At 34.7% G+C, this 16911-nt stretch carries 18 protein-coding genes, 1 other RNA gene and 4 pseudogenes; 7 read left to right on the forward strand and 16 right to left on the reverse strand.

All coding sequences use genetic code 11. The features are described from left to right. Positions 1-3 precede the first annotated feature (3 nt). The 5 genes and pseudogenes from AAGD70_RS05505 to AAGD70_RS07840 form a co-directional block, all read left to right on the forward strand. Positions 4-497 (forward strand): annotated as a pseudogene (locus AAGD70_RS05505) (IS630 transposase-related protein); the annotation flags it as partial. Positions 498-574: 77 nt separating this feature from the next. After that, complete coding sequence (locus tag AAGD70_RS05510; RefSeq protein ID WP_041573518.1) at positions 575-859, forward strand: transposase; 285 nt, start codon at positions 575-577, stop codon at positions 857-859. A gap of 147 nt (positions 860-1006) precedes the next feature. Further along, positions 1007-1087 (forward strand): annotated as a pseudogene (locus tag AAGD70_RS05515) (hypothetical protein); the annotation flags it as partial. A gap of 124 nt (positions 1088-1211) precedes the next feature. Continuing rightward, positions 1212-1487, forward strand: coding sequence for a DDE-type integrase/transposase/recombinase (locus AAGD70_RS05520; protein WP_082942384.1), 276 nt, complete (start codon positions 1212-1214; stop codon positions 1485-1487). Beyond that, on the forward strand, positions 1477-1641 hold the full coding sequence (locus AAGD70_RS07840; protein ID WP_081600772.1) for an IS3 family transposase: 165 nt from the start codon (positions 1477-1479) through the stop codon (positions 1639-1641). Before AAGD70_RS05520 ends, AAGD70_RS07840 begins: the two co-directional genes overlap by 11 nt. Before the next feature lie 64 nt (positions 1642-1705). Here AAGD70_RS07840 and AAGD70_RS07845 read toward each other — a convergent pair. The 16 genes and pseudogenes from AAGD70_RS07845 to AAGD70_RS05595 form a co-directional block, all read right to left on the reverse strand. Then, positions 1706-2363, reverse strand: a pseudogene (locus AAGD70_RS07845) (IS256 family transposase). Between the two features lie 34 nt (positions 2364-2397). Beyond that, positions 2398-2921 (reverse strand): annotated as a pseudogene (locus AAGD70_RS07850) (transposase). A 144-nt stretch (positions 2922-3065) separates the two neighbouring features. Further along, entirely contained in the window at positions 3066-4346 is a 1281-nt protein-coding gene (gene ispG, locus AAGD70_RS05530) for a flavodoxin-dependent (E)-4-hydroxy-3-methylbut-2-enyl-diphosphate synthase (protein ID WP_065095332.1), read from the reverse strand. 16 nt (positions 4347-4362) lie between these two features. Next, a complete protein-coding gene (locus AAGD70_RS05535) occupies positions 4363-4983 on the reverse strand; it encodes a TRP75-related protein (protein ID WP_065094679.1) in 621 nt (206 codons plus the stop codon). A 188-nt stretch (positions 4984-5171) separates the two neighbouring features. Continuing rightward, entirely contained in the window at positions 5172-5717 is a 546-nt protein-coding gene (locus AAGD70_RS05540) for a hypothetical protein (protein WP_065094680.1), read from the reverse strand. 154 nt (positions 5718-5871) lie between these two features. Continuing rightward, positions 5872-7989 carry an FtsK/SpoIIIE family DNA translocase gene (locus tag AAGD70_RS05545; protein ID WP_065095333.1) on the reverse strand — a complete coding sequence of 706 codons (2118 nt, stop codon included), beginning with the start codon at positions 7987-7989 and terminating at the stop codon, positions 5872-5874. Next, positions 7990-8268 carry a YggT family protein gene (locus tag AAGD70_RS05550; RefSeq protein WP_006279515.1) on the reverse strand — a complete coding sequence of 93 codons (279 nt, stop codon included), beginning with the start codon at positions 8266-8268 and terminating at the stop codon, positions 7990-7992. Positions 8269-8438: 170 nt separating this feature from the next. Next, positions 8439-8588: a type II toxin-antitoxin system RelE family toxin gene (locus AAGD70_RS07855; RefSeq protein ID WP_342665728.1), complete on the reverse strand. Its 150-nt coding sequence runs from the start codon at positions 8586-8588 to the stop codon at positions 8439-8441. 115 nt (positions 8589-8703) lie between these two features. Beyond that, positions 8704-8925, reverse strand: coding sequence for a hypothetical protein (locus AAGD70_RS05560; protein WP_006279415.1), 222 nt, complete (start codon positions 8923-8925; stop codon positions 8704-8706). A 97-nt stretch (positions 8926-9022) separates the two neighbouring features. Further along, complete coding sequence (locus AAGD70_RS05565; protein WP_306700832.1) at positions 9023-9316, reverse strand: type II toxin-antitoxin system RelE family toxin; 294 nt, start codon at positions 9314-9316, stop codon at positions 9023-9025. Then, positions 9297-9515 (reverse strand): hypothetical protein, encoded by a 219-nt coding sequence (locus AAGD70_RS05570; protein ID WP_065095334.1) that lies wholly within the window; start codon positions 9513-9515, stop codon positions 9297-9299. The genes AAGD70_RS05565 and AAGD70_RS05570 overlap by 20 nt, the downstream gene beginning before the upstream one ends. A 200-nt stretch (positions 9516-9715) precedes the next feature. Beyond that, on the reverse strand, positions 9716-10153 hold the full coding sequence (locus AAGD70_RS05575) for a ClpXP protease specificity-enhancing factor SspB (protein ID WP_006279412.1): 438 nt from the start codon (positions 10151-10153) through the stop codon (positions 9716-9718). A gap of 22 nt (positions 10154-10175) precedes the next feature. Beyond that, positions 10176-10506: a transfer-messenger RNA gene (gene ssrA, locus AAGD70_RS05580) on the reverse strand. Positions 10507-10630: 124 nt separating this feature from the next. Next, positions 10631-11221, reverse strand: a complete 591-nt coding sequence (locus AAGD70_RS05585; protein WP_065094682.1) for a CvpA family protein — start codon at positions 11219-11221, stop codon at positions 10631-10633. 57 nt (positions 11222-11278) lie between these two features. Then, positions 11279-11875: a riboflavin synthase gene (locus AAGD70_RS05590; protein WP_065094683.1), complete on the reverse strand. Its 597-nt coding sequence runs from the start codon at positions 11873-11875 to the stop codon at positions 11279-11281. Positions 11876-12064: 189 nt separating this feature from the next. Continuing rightward, positions 12065-13759, reverse strand: a complete 1695-nt coding sequence (locus AAGD70_RS05595; RefSeq protein WP_065094684.1) for a hypothetical protein — start codon at positions 13757-13759, stop codon at positions 12065-12067. A gap of 146 nt (positions 13760-13905) precedes the next feature. Here AAGD70_RS05595 and pheS point away from each other — a divergent pair, with 146 nt between their 5' ends. Continuing rightward, positions 13906-14949, forward strand: coding sequence for a phenylalanine--tRNA ligase subunit alpha (gene pheS / locus AAGD70_RS05600; RefSeq protein WP_065094685.1), 1044 nt, complete (start codon positions 13906-13908; stop codon positions 14947-14949). Further along, positions 14950-16242 (forward strand): bifunctional UDP-N-acetylglucosamine diphosphorylase/glucosamine-1-phosphate N-acetyltransferase GlmU, encoded by a 1293-nt coding sequence (gene glmU / locus AAGD70_RS05605; RefSeq protein ID WP_065094686.1) that lies wholly within the window; start codon positions 14950-14952, stop codon positions 16240-16242. It begins immediately after the preceding gene. Positions 16243-16911 lie beyond the last annotated feature (669 nt).

The following is a 16911-nucleotide window of genomic DNA, read 5'->3' on the forward strand; positions in this document are numbered from 1 at the left end:
TGTATGCCAGCAGCGTATAGTTACGACTTAAGGAAAAAAGCAATGGAAGCATTGGATGAAGGAGAAAGTAGAGCAACTGTTGCCAAGAGATTTAAAATTGGAAAAACGACTTTATATGAGTGGCAGAAAAGGCGTGAGGAAACGGGAGATTTTCAGTCAAAAAAGCCTGGAAGCGTAGCATAAAATTACCGACTGGAATGTCTTCACCGAATTTGCAAAAAACCATGGTGGCAAGACTCAGTCAGAGATGGCCAAACTCTGGAGTCGACAAATGATTCACCGCGCACTTAAAAATATTGGATTTACAAGAAAAAAAGACCTACGGATATAAAGAAAGAAATGAAGAAAAGCGAGCTCAATTTGCAAGGGTTATAGCGACAAAACATCGTGATAATCTTGTATATATTGATGAATCTGGGATAGACAATACAGAAGACTACCCATACGGATATTGCAGAAAAGGAGAGAGGTTTCATTCACTAAAATTAGGTAAAAAAACTCTGACCTTACCCAGAAAAAGTGGAGAGAAAGAAAGGAGTTTTTTCGGGTAAAATAAAATTTTGGAGGATTAGAAATGGTAAGAGAATATACGGCAGAATTCAAATTGGAAGCTGTTAAGCTGGCAAATGAACAAAGAAAGGTAGGTCAACCAGTTGCAAAAGTAGCAAGAGATCTAGGAATAAGGGATAGTGTATTAGGAAAATGGATGAAGAAATATAACGAAAAAAAGTCAGCGGCAAATGCATTTCCAGATGTAGCACCTTATGACAAAGAGAGATTTGATTTACAGAAAGAGTTAGCAAAAGTAACAAGAGAAAGAGACATTTTAAAAAAAGCCCTGGCCAGTCAAAAAGAGTAAAATATTTTTTCATAAAAGAGCATAGTAAACACTATAAAGTGCAGGAATTATGTAGGGTTTTCTGCTAGTGGCTACTATAAGTGGACTACAAGGAAAATAAGCAGTAGAGAATCAGCAAATAAAGAGTTATTAGCAGATATTCAAAAAATATATCAAGCTTCTAAATGTAGATATGGAGCTCCTAAAATTCATGCTGAATTAAAGGCTTTGGGTAAAAGTTGCAACTTAAAAACAGTGCAAAGTATTATGCAGAAAAATGGTATTCAGGCTATATTGAGAAGAAAATTTAAAATTAAGAAACAACAAACGGACAGTAGAGTCGTAGCTCCCAATATATTAGACCAAAACTTTATTGTCGATCAACCAAATAAAGTATGGGATTACTTATATAAAAACCAAAGAAGGATGGCTATATTTGGCAACAATAATCGATCTATATTCACGCATGGTAGTTGGCTGGTCAATGAGCAGTTCAATAAATAAACAATTGGTTATGGACTCTTTATTAATGGCCGTTAACAAGCGTAAACCTGCCAAAAATCTACTATTACATAGTGATCAAGGTTCACAATATACTTCGCAAGGTTATCAATATCTCTTATCCATAAAAAACATAGATGAGTCATAAAGGTTGTTGTTACGACAATTCTGTTGTGGAAAGCTTCTTCAGTTCTCTAAAAAGGGAGTTACCAATAGACACCTCTCGGCACTCTAAACAGCATATCAAAACTGCTATATTTGAATATATAGAAATTTTTTATAACAAACAACGTCACTATTAACTATTGCATTCCTGAGCATTTTGATTCATCATTCTCTTTGTGAAAAACATTCCAAACTTTCTCTCTACTTTTTCTGGGTAAGGTCAATTTTCAATCTGCCGGGAAAGAAGATATCAAGTTGAGATATAGTTAAAGCCCAATTGGGTATGGCCATAGTCCAATTTTGCTCTGCCTTTTTTATAGCACAATATACCTGTTTATACAAGCTGGTAAATGAGCCCTTAGTTTTAGTAAATTTTCTAATCTGTCTATGCAGTCCCTCAATAGGATTGGTAGTATAAATTAGCCTCCTGACTGGGCCAGAATACTTGAAATAGCCGGATCCAATTATTCTGCCAGGATTTTATGACTAGTGGATATTTTTCTCCCCATTTTTCTTCCAACTCAAGCAGATAATTTTCAGCAATTTCTCTACTTGAAGCCTGATATACTTTTTTCAAATCACTCATAAAAATCTTCACATCTTTGCTAGATACATATTTTAGAGAATTGCGTATCTGATGTACCACACATAGCTGTACCTCTGCATTAGGAAATACACTATTTATGGCTGCAGGAAAGCTTTTTAGCCCATCTACACAGGCAATTAGAATATCTTCTACTCCTCTTTCTTTGAGATCATTTAGTACTCCCAACCAGAAGTTAGCTCCTTCACTTTCAGCCAAATAAAAACCTAATACTTCTTTTCTGCCATTTTGGTCTATGCCCAATATATTGTACATACATTTACTTACACAATGTCCGTCCTCTTTGACTTTAAAAAACCATGAACACTATTGGATACACAGACTGTAATGGACGACTGCGCCATTCATTGATTACCGGCAGTAATTTGTCGGTAATACTTGATATCTCTGCCGCCGACATTTTGTGATCATAAATTTCCTCAACATGTGACGCTATATCTCTATAGCCCATACCACTGGCAAATGTGCTCAAAATCTTCGTTTCAAGCTCTGGTTTGTTTGCCTTTTTTTGACTATTTGGGGTTCAAAGCTTCCCTCCCTATCTCTAGGCGTCAAAAGCTCAAATGAACCTGCACTTGTCCGTAAAGTCTTTCCATTTCTCCCATTTCTTCGATTATTCTCTTCACTTTCAGCTAATAAGTGATTTTCTATTTCACCTTCCAAACTTGCCTCCAGCAGTCTTTTTATAAATGGTGTAAATGCTCCATCCCTTCCTGTCAACGGCCTTCCTTCTCGTATAGACGACAGGATATTTGTTTCTAATTCTTTATAATCTACCAATCCGGTAATTCTGTTTACTATTTTTTGACTCATTGTCAAACCTCCATTTTTTTTATATCAATTCATTACTTTTTTTTTGGTTTGACACACTTTTTTGAACATTCCCAACGAAAAAAGAAAAACAAGGTTTAATTTTCTTTTTTATTTGCGATTTATCTATTAATTAACCGTGAAAGGTTACGTGTAATGCTCCTTCACATAATTATCAATAATTGCCTTAAATTCTTCAGAGACATTATTACCTTGTAAAGTTTTGAAATATTTGCCGTCTTTGTAGACTGCTGAAACAGGTTTTTCTCCATATCCAGGCAAGCTGATTCCCAAATTTGCGTGTTTGCTTTCTCCAGGGCCGTTTACTATGCATCCCATAACAGCAATGCTCATATGCTCTACACCTGGATTTTTTTTCTTCCACATCGGCATATGAGTTTTTATATAGCCATTCACCTCTTCAGTTAATATACAAAAACGATCGCTACTCGTGCGCCCACAACCAGGACATGAATTAACCTGAGGGTTAAAGTATCGCAAGCCTATAGACTGCAATATTTCCTGACACACCACCACTTCATTAGTACGCGATTCACCAGGACGTTGAGTCAAAGAAGCCCGTATTGTATCTCCAATGCCATTTTGCAATAAATAAGTAAGCCCTGCTGCGGTATTTACCACACCTTTATTGCCCATACCAGCCTCAGTTAAACCCAAATGCAGCGCATAATTGGAAGATTTTGCAAGTGCCGTATAAACTAAAATTAAATCTTGCACTTTGCTAACTTTACATGAAATGATTATTTTGTTTGAACTTAGACCAATTTCTTCAGCTTTTTTTGCACTATCAAGAGCAGACATTACAAGTGCTTTGCGCAGTATAACGTCAGAAGGCCTTGAATTACTAAGCGAAGAGTTTTCATCCATCAATTTTTGCAAAAGGTATTTATCAAGACTACCCCAATTTACCCCAATTCTAACCGGAAGATCGTGCATTATTGCATACTCTATCACCCTTTCAAACTTCTCATCACGTTTGTCGCCAAAGCCTACATTGCCTGGGTTTATCCTAATTTTACCCAGCATTTTGATGTTGTCTGGATAATCTTGAACTAATTTATCTAGCTCATACTGACCACAGCCTACCAATATTTTACCGTCAAAGCCTTCTTTATTTATCTCTTCTACTATATAAGGTATTGCCCTTGCTACTTCCTCTGAATTCAAAGCAATCCGTACTAACTCTGAACCTGCACGCGCTAATTCCGTTATTTCTTTTGCATAATGTTTTGCGCTACTTTTTATATTATCAGAATCTATATGCACACCAAGCGCCATAGATTGTACAACTACAGGATTATTTCCGCCTATCTTTACTTTTCCAACTTCTACAACATGAGTTTTGTGCCTGGAAATTGGCGATAATTCACATGCATCGTCATTCAATATCAGGTCTGTATCTAGCATATTATTAATTGTGATACTATTTTACTGTGTCAGCTACGCTGCCAAATGAACTTGAACCATTCAAACTATAAGCATCTACGTTATCCAAATTAGCAATAGAATCATGTGAGCACGTTCTTCTTGAAGGAGTTTCTTTTATAGTGATATTTATAGGAGAAACTTTCTTTTCTCGTGTTGAAGTAACTTTCTTCCCTTCTTGTTGTTCACTTTCATGCTGCTTACTTTCATACTGAGAAACTGGCTCTTGATCTATAAATACAGCACCCTTTAAACGTGCGATATTAATACCATGCTGATTTATCATAGCGCTCTCTTCATCGTCGACTATGCACGCTTCCATGTCATTTGGCTCATTATCAAGACTAGCAATTTTTTTCTCTTTTAATTTTTTGATTAGATCTTCTTTATTTATAGCCCGATCTTGTGACTTTTTTTTCTTGAGCAATTCCCTACGCTTCTCATACAGTTTATATGACTCAGCAAAATCCTCATCTGTATGAAAGTTTGCACCACCAGGGTTACCAGGAGGTATGTATCTCTTACTGAGCTTAGATTTAGCTCCAGCACTATGCACAGTAAAAAAGCTAGAAACCAAAAACATTAATATAAACAAAACTTTAGAAAAAATCCTAAGCATATGGTGCTATAGTAAATATCGTGTTTTAAAAGATAGCAATTAACAAACTTTAAGTAAACCAGAATCTTTACTAACTTTACAATACAAATATTTTTCTAAAAAGTGATATGTTTACTATCAAAAAATCTACATAGGCTAAGAGAAGAGGAAGGTGTTACAAGTTGCGTAACACCTTTTCAAGAAAAGTGTTATGCAGCTATATGTTTGTCAACTTTTAAGTCATTCCGTAGTTTTTTAGTACCATCGGTAGCATCTACATTATTAAGTTTTGCGTCTGGTGTATCTTTAGACAAGTTCTTTTCTTTCTCCCTTTCACACTTAACTCCCTGATAGATACAGAATGCAACAAAACTAGTTATCGCTATTACGGCAACAGCAGTGGCTATGGTACAAATTAGTAGTGTTTTTTCTTGATCTGCTACTGCCTCTGCAAGTGTTTCCACTTTTTCTTGCAGGCCGTTTAAGTGCTCTTGCATAGCTTGAAACTGCTCAGTACCAATCTTGTCTTCTAATGCACTAAAAACTTTTTCAAACTGCTCAGCATCTATCTTTTGAGCTTCTTGCCATTCTTTTAATGCACTAAATACCTCTTCAAACTGTTTAGCATCTATCTTTTGAGCTTCTTGCCATTCTTTTAATGCACCAAAAACTTTTTCAAACTGCTCAGCATCGATTTTTTGACTTTCTTGCAATTCTGTTACACCTAACCAATTGCACAAAATTCCTTTTACCATTTTAACCCCCTAGTTAATTAATATATTATAATTTTACATTCCCAATGTTTAAATTATTATTAAATTAACTGTCATTATGTATTGACCTTTTAATAATTTTGTTTGACTTGCTTTTTGAAAGTGCGAAAACTTAAATTAAGGTATTACAAGATTGTTATTCAACCAATATCTCTCTTTTCCCTGAGTAATTTGGAGCGCTGACAATACCTTCCTTTTCCATTCTTTCAACGATGTTTGCTGCTCTGTTATAGCCTATTCTAAGCTGCCTTTGAATGTAACTGGTTGAAACTTTTTGATCTCTTTGAATGATGGCCACTGCTTGGTTATAGAGGTCATTTTCTTCATCCTCTGTTTCATCACCCAATTCCGTAGAAGAATTTTCATCTTCTTTGGTGATTTCCTCCATGTAGTTTGGCTCACCTTGCATTTTCAGATGATCAACTATATCTTGTACCTCATCATCGCTCACAAATGGGCCGTGAATTCGAATAATCTTACCACCAGAAGCCATATAGAGCATATCACCCATACCAAGCAATTGTTCAGCCCCTTGTTCGCCAAGTATTGTGCGGCTATCTATCTTAGAAGTAACAGCAAAACTGATTCTTGTTGGAAAGTTTGCTTTTATCACACCTGTTATCACATCCACAGATGGGCGTTGTGTTGCCATTATGATGTGTATTCCTGCAGCACGAGCCATCTGAGCTAAGCGTTGAATAGAGCACTCTATTTCTTTGCCGGCAACAAGCATCAAATCTGCCATTTCATCCACGATCACTACAATATACGGAAATGTTTCCATCTTGATTGGTATTTTTTCAAACAGAGGTTTGCCTGTTGTTGAGTTAAAGCCAATCTGCACAACGCGCTCCAATTCTATTCCACTATTCATCGCTTCTGTGATTTTTTGATTATAGTTTATAACATTGCGTACATTCAAATACGACATCATGCGATAGCGGTTTTCCATTTCTTTCACTATCCACTTAAGAGCAATTACAGCCTTTTTTGGCTCTGTTACCACTGGCGTTATTAGATGTGGTATTGCATCATATATTGAAAGCTCAAGCATTTTTGGGTCGATCATTATCATCTTGCATTCATCAGGACTTAATCGATAAACGAGCGACAGAATCATAGTGTTAATCGCAACTGATTTACCAGACCCTGTGGTTCCAGCAACGAGCAAGTGAGGCATTTTAGTTAGATCTGCAATAACTGGTTTTCCACTTATTTCTTTGCCAAGCGCAATTGGAAGATTTAAGTTTGCATTTTGGTATTCTGGTGATTCAAGCAAATCACGCAGCATTACAATTTCCCGTTCCTTGTTCGGCAACTCTATTCCCATAGCATTTTGCCCACGAATTATTGAAATACGTGCAGAGAGTGCACTCATCGAACGTGCAATGTCATCTGCAAGGCCAATTACTCTTGCAGATTTCGTACCAGCTTGTGGTTCAAGTTTGTATAAAGTCACAACCGGCCCATAGCATACACTGATAATTTTTCCTTGCACGCCAAAATCACTCAGGACTTGTTCCAGCAGAGATAAATTTTTATTGCTCTCCATTTCATTCAGCTGTTTTCTCTGCAAAGACTCCTCTGCTTTGGAAAGTAAATGAATGCTTGGAAATTCGAACTCACTGGAAGGTTTAAAAATCTCCTCAGTGGCTTTTTCCTGTCTTTTTCTTGGTTGCTGTTTAGTGGTGATTTGAGTTCTATGTTTTTCTTCTACTACTAATGGTGCAACTGAATATTCAGCAGTTTTACGCGATCTGAAGAATAGAACATTTACAAATAAGCAAGCTATTTTTTTGAATAGGAAAAATATAGAGTAAGTTGTTCTCTTCCAACCAACCAATCCTACAAGACCTATTGATGTTACTATCACAAATACATAAAACGGACAGTGATTAACGAGTACATTCCCTATTATTCCACTGTGTCTGTACCTTGCAGTGACGCCTAGCGAAAGTTGTGGTAATATAGCACATACCCCTAAATTGATTAATATTAAATAGAGAATTTTCAGCAGCCTTTTTAATGGCCTGAAGATCAACAAGTAAACTATGGTTGTAGCTATTGTAACACTAGTTAATCCGAGAAATTGAACCAATATATCAGCTAAATATGAACCTACTATTCCACCTAAATTTGTCACTTCCTCATTTGTAGCCGTGTTTAAGGAAGGATCTTTATAGTTATAGCTAAAAACTGATATATATATTAAAAGGGATAGATATATTGCTGATTTTAGATATTTTTTTAACATCTACCTAAAGTAGTAAGCTACTGTATATTTTACAAAGTGAATTGTTATTAGCAATATCATTATAGATAAATCTAATCCGTTGAACGGTGGTATATATCTTCTAATAATCTTTAGTGGTGGATATGTCAATTGGTTCAAGATGTGCATTATGCTACTGACAGTTTCATTATATATGTTCACCATATTAAGTTTAACCAGCCAGTTTAGGACAACCCAACATATTAGAATGAAGCTATAAAGATCAAGTAACGTATTGAGTAGATATATGATTGGATGCATACATATCTATTACACGAAAGTTATATAAAAGACAAGTATTTAGCCTTTTCAAACTCAAAATGTTGTTTTTGCTGAACCAAAAAAACTTCATTTTTTGAGCTGCGCAAAGCCACCTAAAGTAGAGAATGGACAAGGAAGGAGGGGTGTATAATATATATTAATGTTGATATTTATTTCTTATAAATATCATCTCTATGTCCTATCTCTGTGATAGTTACTATATGATCTAATTGATTTACTCTGTAAATTACACAATAGTCACCAACTCTTAGCCTTCTACGTCCTTTTAAGTTATGATGTAGTGGTTCACCAAAATTTATTGGGTAACTGTAAGACGTTCTTTTATAGCCTTTTGAACTCTTAGCCTTATTGTCTTTGGAAGGTTTGGTAAATCTTTTTCAACAACACTCTTTAGAGACTTAACCTTGTAACACTCTAATCCCACTTAATATCTTCAAAATCAACTGTTTCTGCACCTTCAACATCACGCTCATCAGAAATTTTAGATACTAAAAAATCCTCCATTTCAAGCTCAACTGCTTCTCTAAATAGTTTTCCTGCTAATTCTTGAACGGGCTGTTTAGTAAATTCAGATAATTCAGCAAGATGCTTTAAAGTTTCTTCGCTAAGAGCTATGTTAATGCCTGAATTTGCCATATGTTTTACCAAAATCCACTAATAATTATACAACATTTTTTTTAATTTTTCAATAAAGAAAGGAAGGAGGGCTGTATAAAAATATATTTAATGTTTATCAAGTAGCCTTCTCATAAATGGTGTCTCTATGTCCTGCTGTAGCAACAAACACCTTATGTTTTGCAATATTTACAGTATAAATAATTCGATAATCACTAACCCTTATTCTTCTATACCCTTTTAGCCTGCCACGTAATGGTTTACCAAATTTAATTGGATCAGTTGTAAGCCGCTCGTTTATCGCTTTTGTAATCCTTGATCTTATTGTTTTTGGAAGATTTAGAAAATCTCTTTCAGTAAAGTTTTTTGAGTAGACAATATCGTATTTCAGTTTATGTCCTCTCCCTTTCAGATAGTACTGTGTTCCAGTCTACATCCTCACATTCCTTAATAGTTTTATATAACGCAATATCTTCTACTTCGCACTCGATTCCTTCGATGACTAACCTTTCTGCTAGTTCTTGAACGGATTCCTTGGTGATTTCAGCTAACTTAGTAAGGTTATGTGAAGTTTTTGGGTCAAAAGTTATACTAATTCCTGAATCTGTCATATGTTTTACCAAAGTCTACTAATAATTATACAACATTTTTCTGAATTTTTCAATAAAGGAAGTTGATGATATGTAAGAAAAATTTTGCCACCTGCGTTAATAAATAATTAAAGATTTAGCATATTTATCTACCCTCTATTCTATTACTTAAGTTAGACCACTTTTTTCTATTAATATTTTTTGTTTATAAAGATGAGCAGTTACTCATCACGCAGTTGATCTATGGATATAATACTACCGTTTGATAGTTTTTCAGTACATTTTTCACTTTTGTATTCTTTATCAGAGTCGATACTGATTTTGTCAAATATTAAAACATCTCCTGAAATTTTATCACGAAACTCACTAATAGCAAAAAACGGTATAGTAATTCGCTCTTGTTTTCCTTGAAAACTCAAACTGACGCTAAATTTATCCTCAGAAACTTTTAAATCATAGAATTGATGCTGTAATATAATAAGCATTTGAGTAGGGTATGACTTTTTCAAACGATCTGGCATGGTCACACCATTAAAATATGTGAAAAATAATATTTCTAAGTGAGGGATAAAACCATTACCTGATATAACATCTAAAGTCTTTTTGATAACTTGAAACTTAGCAGAATTAAGCAGTTTTTTGTAATCTGTTTGCTCCATATAACTTTCACATACGTAAATTTTGGGGGAACTTCTGTTACCCGGCGTTCCCTAAACCGTGCTTTAGTAATAAACCGGTTGTGCTAAATTAAGCAGCAACACGATATCCTTCAGCAGCAAAATTATCGTTTGCATTTAAATTATGAACTCTTAGCGGTGGTGTCTAACCGAGCAAAGCTACCATCTTTACTATGCATGTCGATCCTTAATCGCCCCCGTATAATTAAAAAACATGGTGGAGGCGCCGAGTACTGCCCTCGGGTCCAATACACCTATTACAAGGTAATTTTATTGCTATAGTACACAAAATGTACATAGCTATTATATAGCAACATTAAATAAATGTCAAGATATTATGACCTTAAGTTGATTTATTGCTAAAACAAAATTAAGATTTCCAGTAAAAAATTCTGTGCTCTTAACCTGACACATATGGATTTTTGAATACTTCCAATGAACATATTTATAAATAAATATTTACTCTTCTTTTTTATTGTTTTTAGGTTTTTCTTGATCAACCATTTCTCCACCGATCTCTTTTATTTTTAGTATCAACGACTCTGGTACATACATGTCAATTACTTCTTCTGCTGTCACAAATAAAGCCTGATAAGAGTGTGAATTTATTATCCAATTAGGCAATATGTCTTCTGCTTCTATTTTATACTCTCCCTCTTTTTTGTCATATACTGTGTAGCAATATAAGTGCACAGCAAAAAATAATACATAAGAGAGCAATATTCCTTTAAGCACTCCGAGAAAGATTCCAGTAACTCTATCAATAAACCCCAATCTTATGGGCGATAATATGTACATTAGCCAGTTATTTATTATCATCAATATAAGATTAAGTATAATAAATACAGAAATTGTAGAGAGTATGTTTAACGTAACTTTAGAATCAAAATATTTACTATAATTTAGAGTGAAAAAATCATAGTGATTAGCTGTCAGAAAAACTGATAAAAATAGAAACATTAGTGCGCATAGCTCTTTTATGAAGCCTCTAGTTACCGAGATTATTACACATAGAACAACAATGAAGATAATTAGACTATCGAAAAGCATATTTTATATCTGTATGGTTTTCAAGATATAATAGTTATAAATAACGAGGTTGTAAAATTAATTGTATTTATGCTGCATCAGTTGATCTAAATACCTAGCGATCATGTCAATTTCTAAATTCAGATAATCATCTACTTTGTTGTACTGAAAAGTTGTATTTTCCCATGTATAGGGAGTGATATTTACTGTAAATTCCTGATTAATAACTGAATTCACTGTGAGGGAAACCCCATCTAGTGTAACGGAGCTTTTTTTTGCAACAAATTTAATTAATTCTTGTGGGCACGATAGTTTGATTTCATGAGAATCTAAACTTTGATTAATTGTTAAAATTTTTACTATCCCATCAACATGACCCTGAACCAGGTGGCCATCGATCTTATCGCTTAATCTCATTGCTTGTTCGAGATTTATTTTTTTTCCTATTCTCCACGTATTTAAGTTAGCAACCTTCATAGTTTCTTGAGATGCTTGGACTGTAAATGTATCGCTCATTATATCAACAACAGTTAAACACACACCAGAGCAAGCTATTGAATCTCCTTTATTTATAGAGGATAAATTTTGTGTCTTGATATGGAAAATTTGATCAGAGTTGGAGTGAGTGGTAGTATCAGTTATAGTCCCGATATCCGTGATAATTCCTTTAAACATATGGTGAAAATAAATAATTTTACCATGAAAAATTTTTTACAACAACTTATTTCTATTTTGTTATAGTTAAAGTAATTCTGGTTTACCGACAATTTAAAAAACGACAAATTCGTCATCCCGCTACGTGTTAGCGGGATCTAGAGATACCGCGAATGAATCGCGGTATGACGCAGGAAAACTGAGTCTGCACTAGCTATAGGTGCGAGAAAGGGGATCGTTTTCACTTACTTGCTTAATAGATTCTATAGAATATTCAGAATATATAAAGCGAGCTAAATTCAAAATACACAGCGCGATTAATATTGGCAACCCTATGTTCAATGCTAACCCAATACTTTCCCTTTTTTCTGGTGGCACTAATCCTTTTAACATTGACACTTTTCCTAATGGAAAATGCCATAAGCAAAGTGTTGATGCAGATGCTACTATTATAAATAGACAAAAATAAGCCTTTTTTGAGGAAAATACAGTTTTTAACGGTGATTTGAGTGTAATGTTAGTAGGTGTGGCTTCATTTGTTGCTGGTGAAGGATCTTTAATTGGTAAAGGGTTTGTAGATTTATGAGGAGTATTTTTATGTTGCGTAGGAGGTTGTTGTATGTAAACACCTGAAACTAATTTGAGCAATTGCTCTTTTTTTTTATATACTTGCTTTTGTAGATACTCTTTTGGAAAAGAAGACTTGCCAGCTAGTTGTGGTATTTCTAATACTTCTAATATCTCACCTGACTCTAATATTTCATGTAATTGTTTATCTTGAAAATAAATAATATTGAATATTGAGTTAAAAACATTGCGAAATGTTTCTGGATCTTGATCTTTGTATCCATTTATCACTTCAATAAATATTTCATCGAGTTTTTTTCCCCTGCGCTCAATCTGGTTATCTATCATAGCTACTCTAGCATCATTTCGTGCTTGTTTTATGGTAGGTTGTTTTTCTTCTTCTGGTAGTTCTTGAGCTTGCTTTTTCGATTTTTTTCTATTAGCTTTAAAATACTCTGTGTGCGAAGTAGTTTGACCGAAATCAGAAATAAGCGTTGTGACGTCTTCTATTCTTCTTTCATCGATTCCATCTTTTTGTGTTACCTTGTCCTGTTTTGCCTCTTGAAGTGTTGGGTGGTAAGTCAAAGCCCTCTGGTTTCGTATGGACAGTTTTGGTGGCTGTTGAAAGAAGAATTGTATTGTATTAAAAAAATTGGGTAGCCGAAAAAAAGATCCAAACCAAAAAAAATTGTCACGCATTGCAGCAACAACTATTGGAACCCGCATCACTTGCTTTTTACTACTTGTTAAATTATAGCCAAACAGGCCTGTAACTGGTACGATTTGTCTATTTTGTGCGTTTTTTTGGTTAGTCTCACTCTGTTCTTTTTTGTCTTGATTTTCAGTTTTTTCTGCATGTTGTAGCTTTTCATTTAGAAATAACTCGATTTGGTGCAAATTATCCAGGTTAATGTCTTTAGCATCTGTTTGTAGTGTTATTGTTACTCCTTGTAAGAGAATTTGAGATGGAGCATTATTTATGAATTCTTCTACAGTTTTATAACTGTTAGTTTTACAGTGGTTATTATATAATTCACTGCTTTCTTTCGGCACTTTCATGTTGACTGTAAAATTTTTTTCCTGAGGAAGGCAGATTTTGAAAAAATCAATTAAAGGGTTTATTCTAAATAATCTTATATTAAAGGTGTCTTTATCTGTTGCTGTTAGCTCAAATGAAAATTTTTGTATATTGCTTTCAATACTTCTCGAGCGAATAGTACTGATCTTAATTGTTTCGCTAGAAAATGCTTTACTTATGTTTTTTGATTTTTCCTTAAAGAGCTTAGATAAATCCTCTATTTTATACTTATTCTTAGTTTCAGTGTTACTGTTGTGCATAGTTGATACAGCAAATTCATCAACGCAAAGGTAAATAAAAAAGATTAATCAGTCAATAAATTAATAATCAGAATAGGGCAATTTTTCGGATTGTTGATGATATTTAAAATTTCACTATAATGAAAGTTTAAGCCAGCGTTTTTAAGATGAATAAAGAGTTATTAGATGACATACTTTCACTTGAAGATAAAGCAGTTTCCGAAATTGAGAATGCTTCTTCTTTGCAAGATTTAGAAAAAGTTAGGCTATTATATTTGGGAAAAAAGGGTGTAGTTAGAGCGTATTTTGATAACTTAAAAAAGATAGAAAATGCAGAAAAAAAGCGTGATTTAGGCGCAGTTATTAACGCTTTACGTGATAAGATAGATCATCTTATCATGAATAGGGAAAATGTGCTAAAAACAGAAGAAGTTAACTTTAAATTGCAGAACGAGGCAGTTGATATTACGTTGCCTGTTAGACCAGAAAAAATCGGCAAGATCCATCCACTCAGTAAAGTTATAAATGAAGTAAAGCTTATTTTTGCACATATGGGTTTTAAAGCAGTTGATGGCCCTGACATTGAAGATGAATTTCATGTATTTGATGCACTGAATACTCCAAGTCACCATCCTGCGCGAGAGGAGCAAGATACCTTCTACTTAAAGAATAAAATAGATGATAAAAGAATGGTGCTGCGCACTCATACCTCATCTGTACAGATTAGAACCATGGAAAAAACAAAAAAATTCCCAATTAAAATAGTAGCCGCAGGTAGAGTATACAGAAACGACTTTGATGCAACTCATACTCCTATGTTTCACCAGATAGAAGGGTTATATGTCGATGAAAACGTCAATATGGGCCAGTTAAAATTTACTATTCATCACTTCCTTAATAAGTTTTTTGGAGATAAAGGGCTGAAGATACGTTTTCGTAATAGTTTTTTTCCTTTTACTGAACCCTCTGCGGAAGTGGACATAAGTTATAAAGATAGTAAATGGATAGAAGTGCTTGGATGTGGTATGGTGCATCCAAATGTCTTTCAAAATGTTGGAATAGACCATACTAAATACAACAGTTTTGCGTTTGGCATTGGTATAGAAAGGCTTGCGATGCTAAAATATCAAATCAGTGACCTAAGAAGCTTTTACGATAACAAAATCAGTTGGCTTGATCATTATGGTTTTCATTTTTCATCTTTAAGATAAGTGATAAATAAAGCTCATACTTTTATCATACTTGCTGCCGGGCATGGCAGGCGGATGAATTCAGATTTGCCTAAGGTTCTGCACAAAATAGGCAATTTTTCCATGCTCCAGCATGTCATTTACAATGCAAAACAGTTAAATCCTGAAAATATTGCTGTTGTAGTTGATCTGCCTTTAATTGAAAGACTAAAGTGCTTTGAGGATATACAGTTAATTACACAAGAATCAACACTCGGTACGGGAGATGCAGTCAAAACTGCGATGAGAAACCTGAAAGAATTGCCAGATTTAAGCATAGTTGTTGTGCAGTATGGAGATACTCCGCTCATAAAAAGCAGCACAATAACTAAAATGGTTGGTTGCTTAGAAGGCAAGGCTCTAGTTTGTCTTGGTTTCAAAACAAGCAATAAAGAATACGGTAGGTTAATCATCAAGGATGGTTCTTTAGTAGAAATCTTAGAGGCACAAAATGACAAAAATGTTGATGAAGAGTTCCTTGCCAATGCTGGAATAATGGTTGCATATGCAAAGAATTTACGTGAATTGGTGGAGAAAATAGAGTGCAATAGCTCAACTCATGAGTATTACTTAACCGATATAGTCTCCATTGCGGTGGAACATGGTTTGAACGTCGGTTACGTTATTACCGGTGGAGAAGAAGCAACTGGAATAAATAACAGAAATGACCTTATAAAAGCTGAATTTTACTTTCAAGAAAATAAAAGAAAAGTTTTTACCGACTCCGGAGTAACGCTTGTTGCGCCAGAAACTGTTTTCTTTTCTCTTGATACGCAAATTACCAGAGATTCAGTGATTTACCCATACGTTTTTTTTGGTCCTGGAGTGAAAATAGAGTCTGGTGCGAAAATACTGCCATTTTCGCATTTAAAAGACTGCTTAATTAAAAGTAATGCTGAGGTCGGTCCATTTACCAGAATACGCGGAAACACAACAATTGGTAATAAGGCAAAAATAGGAAATTTTGTGGAAGTGAAAACAAGTGAAGTTGGTCAAAACACTAGAATAAAACACTTAAGTTATATAGGAAATGCTAAAGTAGGGCAGGAGAGTAATATAGGAGCAGGCACTATTGTTTGTAATTATGATGGGAAAAATAAACATGAAACGAATATAGGGAGCAATTGCTTTGTTGGCGCCAATAGCTCACTAATTGCGCCGCTTAATATTCATGATGAATCTGTAATTGCAGCAGGTAGTGTTATAGTTGAGGATGTACCAGAAAAAAGCCTTGCAATAGCAAGGGAAAAGCAGGTGATTAAGAGAATAAAGTAATTCGCTGTAATTATATTAGACTTCTTGCATTACCTCCCAGGCCACAACTGTCATTCAATAGAAACAAAAAAAATTGCTTTACAAACTTCGCCAGCCCCCTTATTATAGTATTAAGGGTCTTTTTGACTCAAAACTTGTTTTTGATCTGCGCAGGTTCAATGACAAAATTCAGTAAAAAACTCAGGGTATCTTTTGGCGGATTACATAAAATTATAGCTGCTGCATGTCTTTTAAATTTTTTCTACATTCAGCCAAACCGCGCTTAAACTAAGCGTCAGCACATTATTATAGCGCCAATTTAAAGTATTAGAGGGTCAAAACCAGCACCACGGGGTTTCTTTTGCCTTTTTTTTCATTTGGTAAATTTCTTAAATATTTATGGCTAAACGACAACCGTCATCCCGCTGCTTGTGAGCGGGATCTAGAGATACCGCGAATGAATCGCAGTATGACGTAGAGTTAGCGTTAGCCATAACACAACACTTTTATACTTACCAACTCAGTATCCAACCTGGATCCCAGTGTCTGGGCACTGGGATGACAGGAGAAGGAGGCTACTTGGATGGCAGGGAGGGGCTACTTGAATGACGGTTCTTATCGTCGGTAAACTTAGAGCTATAATAACTATTTGCCTTTTTTCTGCTTAGGTTATGCAAGAAGTCTACTGTC

Origin of the sequence: Wolbachia endosymbiont (group A) of Nomada flava (genome assembly GCF_964027055.1) — a bacterium.
GTDB classification, from domain to species: domain Bacteria; phylum Pseudomonadota; class Alphaproteobacteria; order Rickettsiales; family Anaplasmataceae; genus Wolbachia; species Wolbachia pipientis.

Bases quoted from the DNA above. Each gene is read 5' to 3' on its own strand.
- AAGD70_RS05595 (WP_065094684.1), bottom strand. From the start codon at position 13,759: ATGCACAACAGTAACACTGAAACTAAGAATAAGTATAAAATAGAGGAT.
- AAGD70_RS05585 (WP_065094682.1), bottom strand. From the start codon at position 11,221: ATGCTTTTCGATAGTCTAATTATCTTCATTGTTGTTCTATGTGTAATA.
- AAGD70_RS07840 (WP_081600772.1), top strand. From the start codon at position 1,477: ATGAGTCATAAAGGTTGTTGTTACGACAATTCTGTTGTGGAAAGCTTC.
- AAGD70_RS05575 (WP_006279412.1), bottom strand. From the start codon at position 10,153: ATGGAGCAAACAGATTACAAAAAACTGCTTAATTCTGCTAAGTTTCAA.
- AAGD70_RS05535 (WP_065094679.1), bottom strand. From the start codon at position 4,983: ATGCTTAGGATTTTTTCTAAAGTTTTGTTTATATTAATGTTTTTGGTT.
- AAGD70_RS05570 (WP_065095334.1), bottom strand. From the start codon at position 9,515: ATGACAGATTCAGGAATTAGTATAACTTTTGACCCAAAAACTTCACAT.
- AAGD70_RS05560 (WP_006279415.1), bottom strand. From the start codon at position 8,925: ATGGCAAATTCAGGCATTAACATAGCTCTTAGCGAAGAAACTTTAAAG.
- ispG (WP_065095332.1), bottom strand. From the start codon at position 4,346: ATGCTAGATACAGACCTGATATTGAATGACGATGCATGTGAATTATCG.
- pheS (WP_065094685.1), top strand. From the start codon at position 13,906: ATGAATAAAGAGTTATTAGATGACATACTTTCACTTGAAGATAAAGCA.
- AAGD70_RS05550 (WP_006279515.1), bottom strand. From the start codon at position 8,268: ATGCATCCAATCATATATCTACTCAATACGTTACTTGATCTTTATAGC.
- AAGD70_RS05510 (WP_041573518.1), top strand. From the start codon at position 575: ATGGTAAGAGAATATACGGCAGAATTCAAATTGGAAGCTGTTAAGCTG.
- AAGD70_RS05540 (WP_065094680.1), bottom strand. From the start codon at position 5,717: ATGGTAAAAGGAATTTTGTGCAATTGGTTAGGTGTAACAGAATTGCAA.
- AAGD70_RS05590 (WP_065094683.1), bottom strand. From the start codon at position 11,875: ATGTTTAAAGGAATTATCACGGATATCGGGACTATAACTGATACTACC.
- AAGD70_RS05545 (WP_065095333.1), bottom strand. From the start codon at position 7,989: ATGTTAAAAAAATATCTAAAATCAGCAATATATCTATCCCTTTTAATA.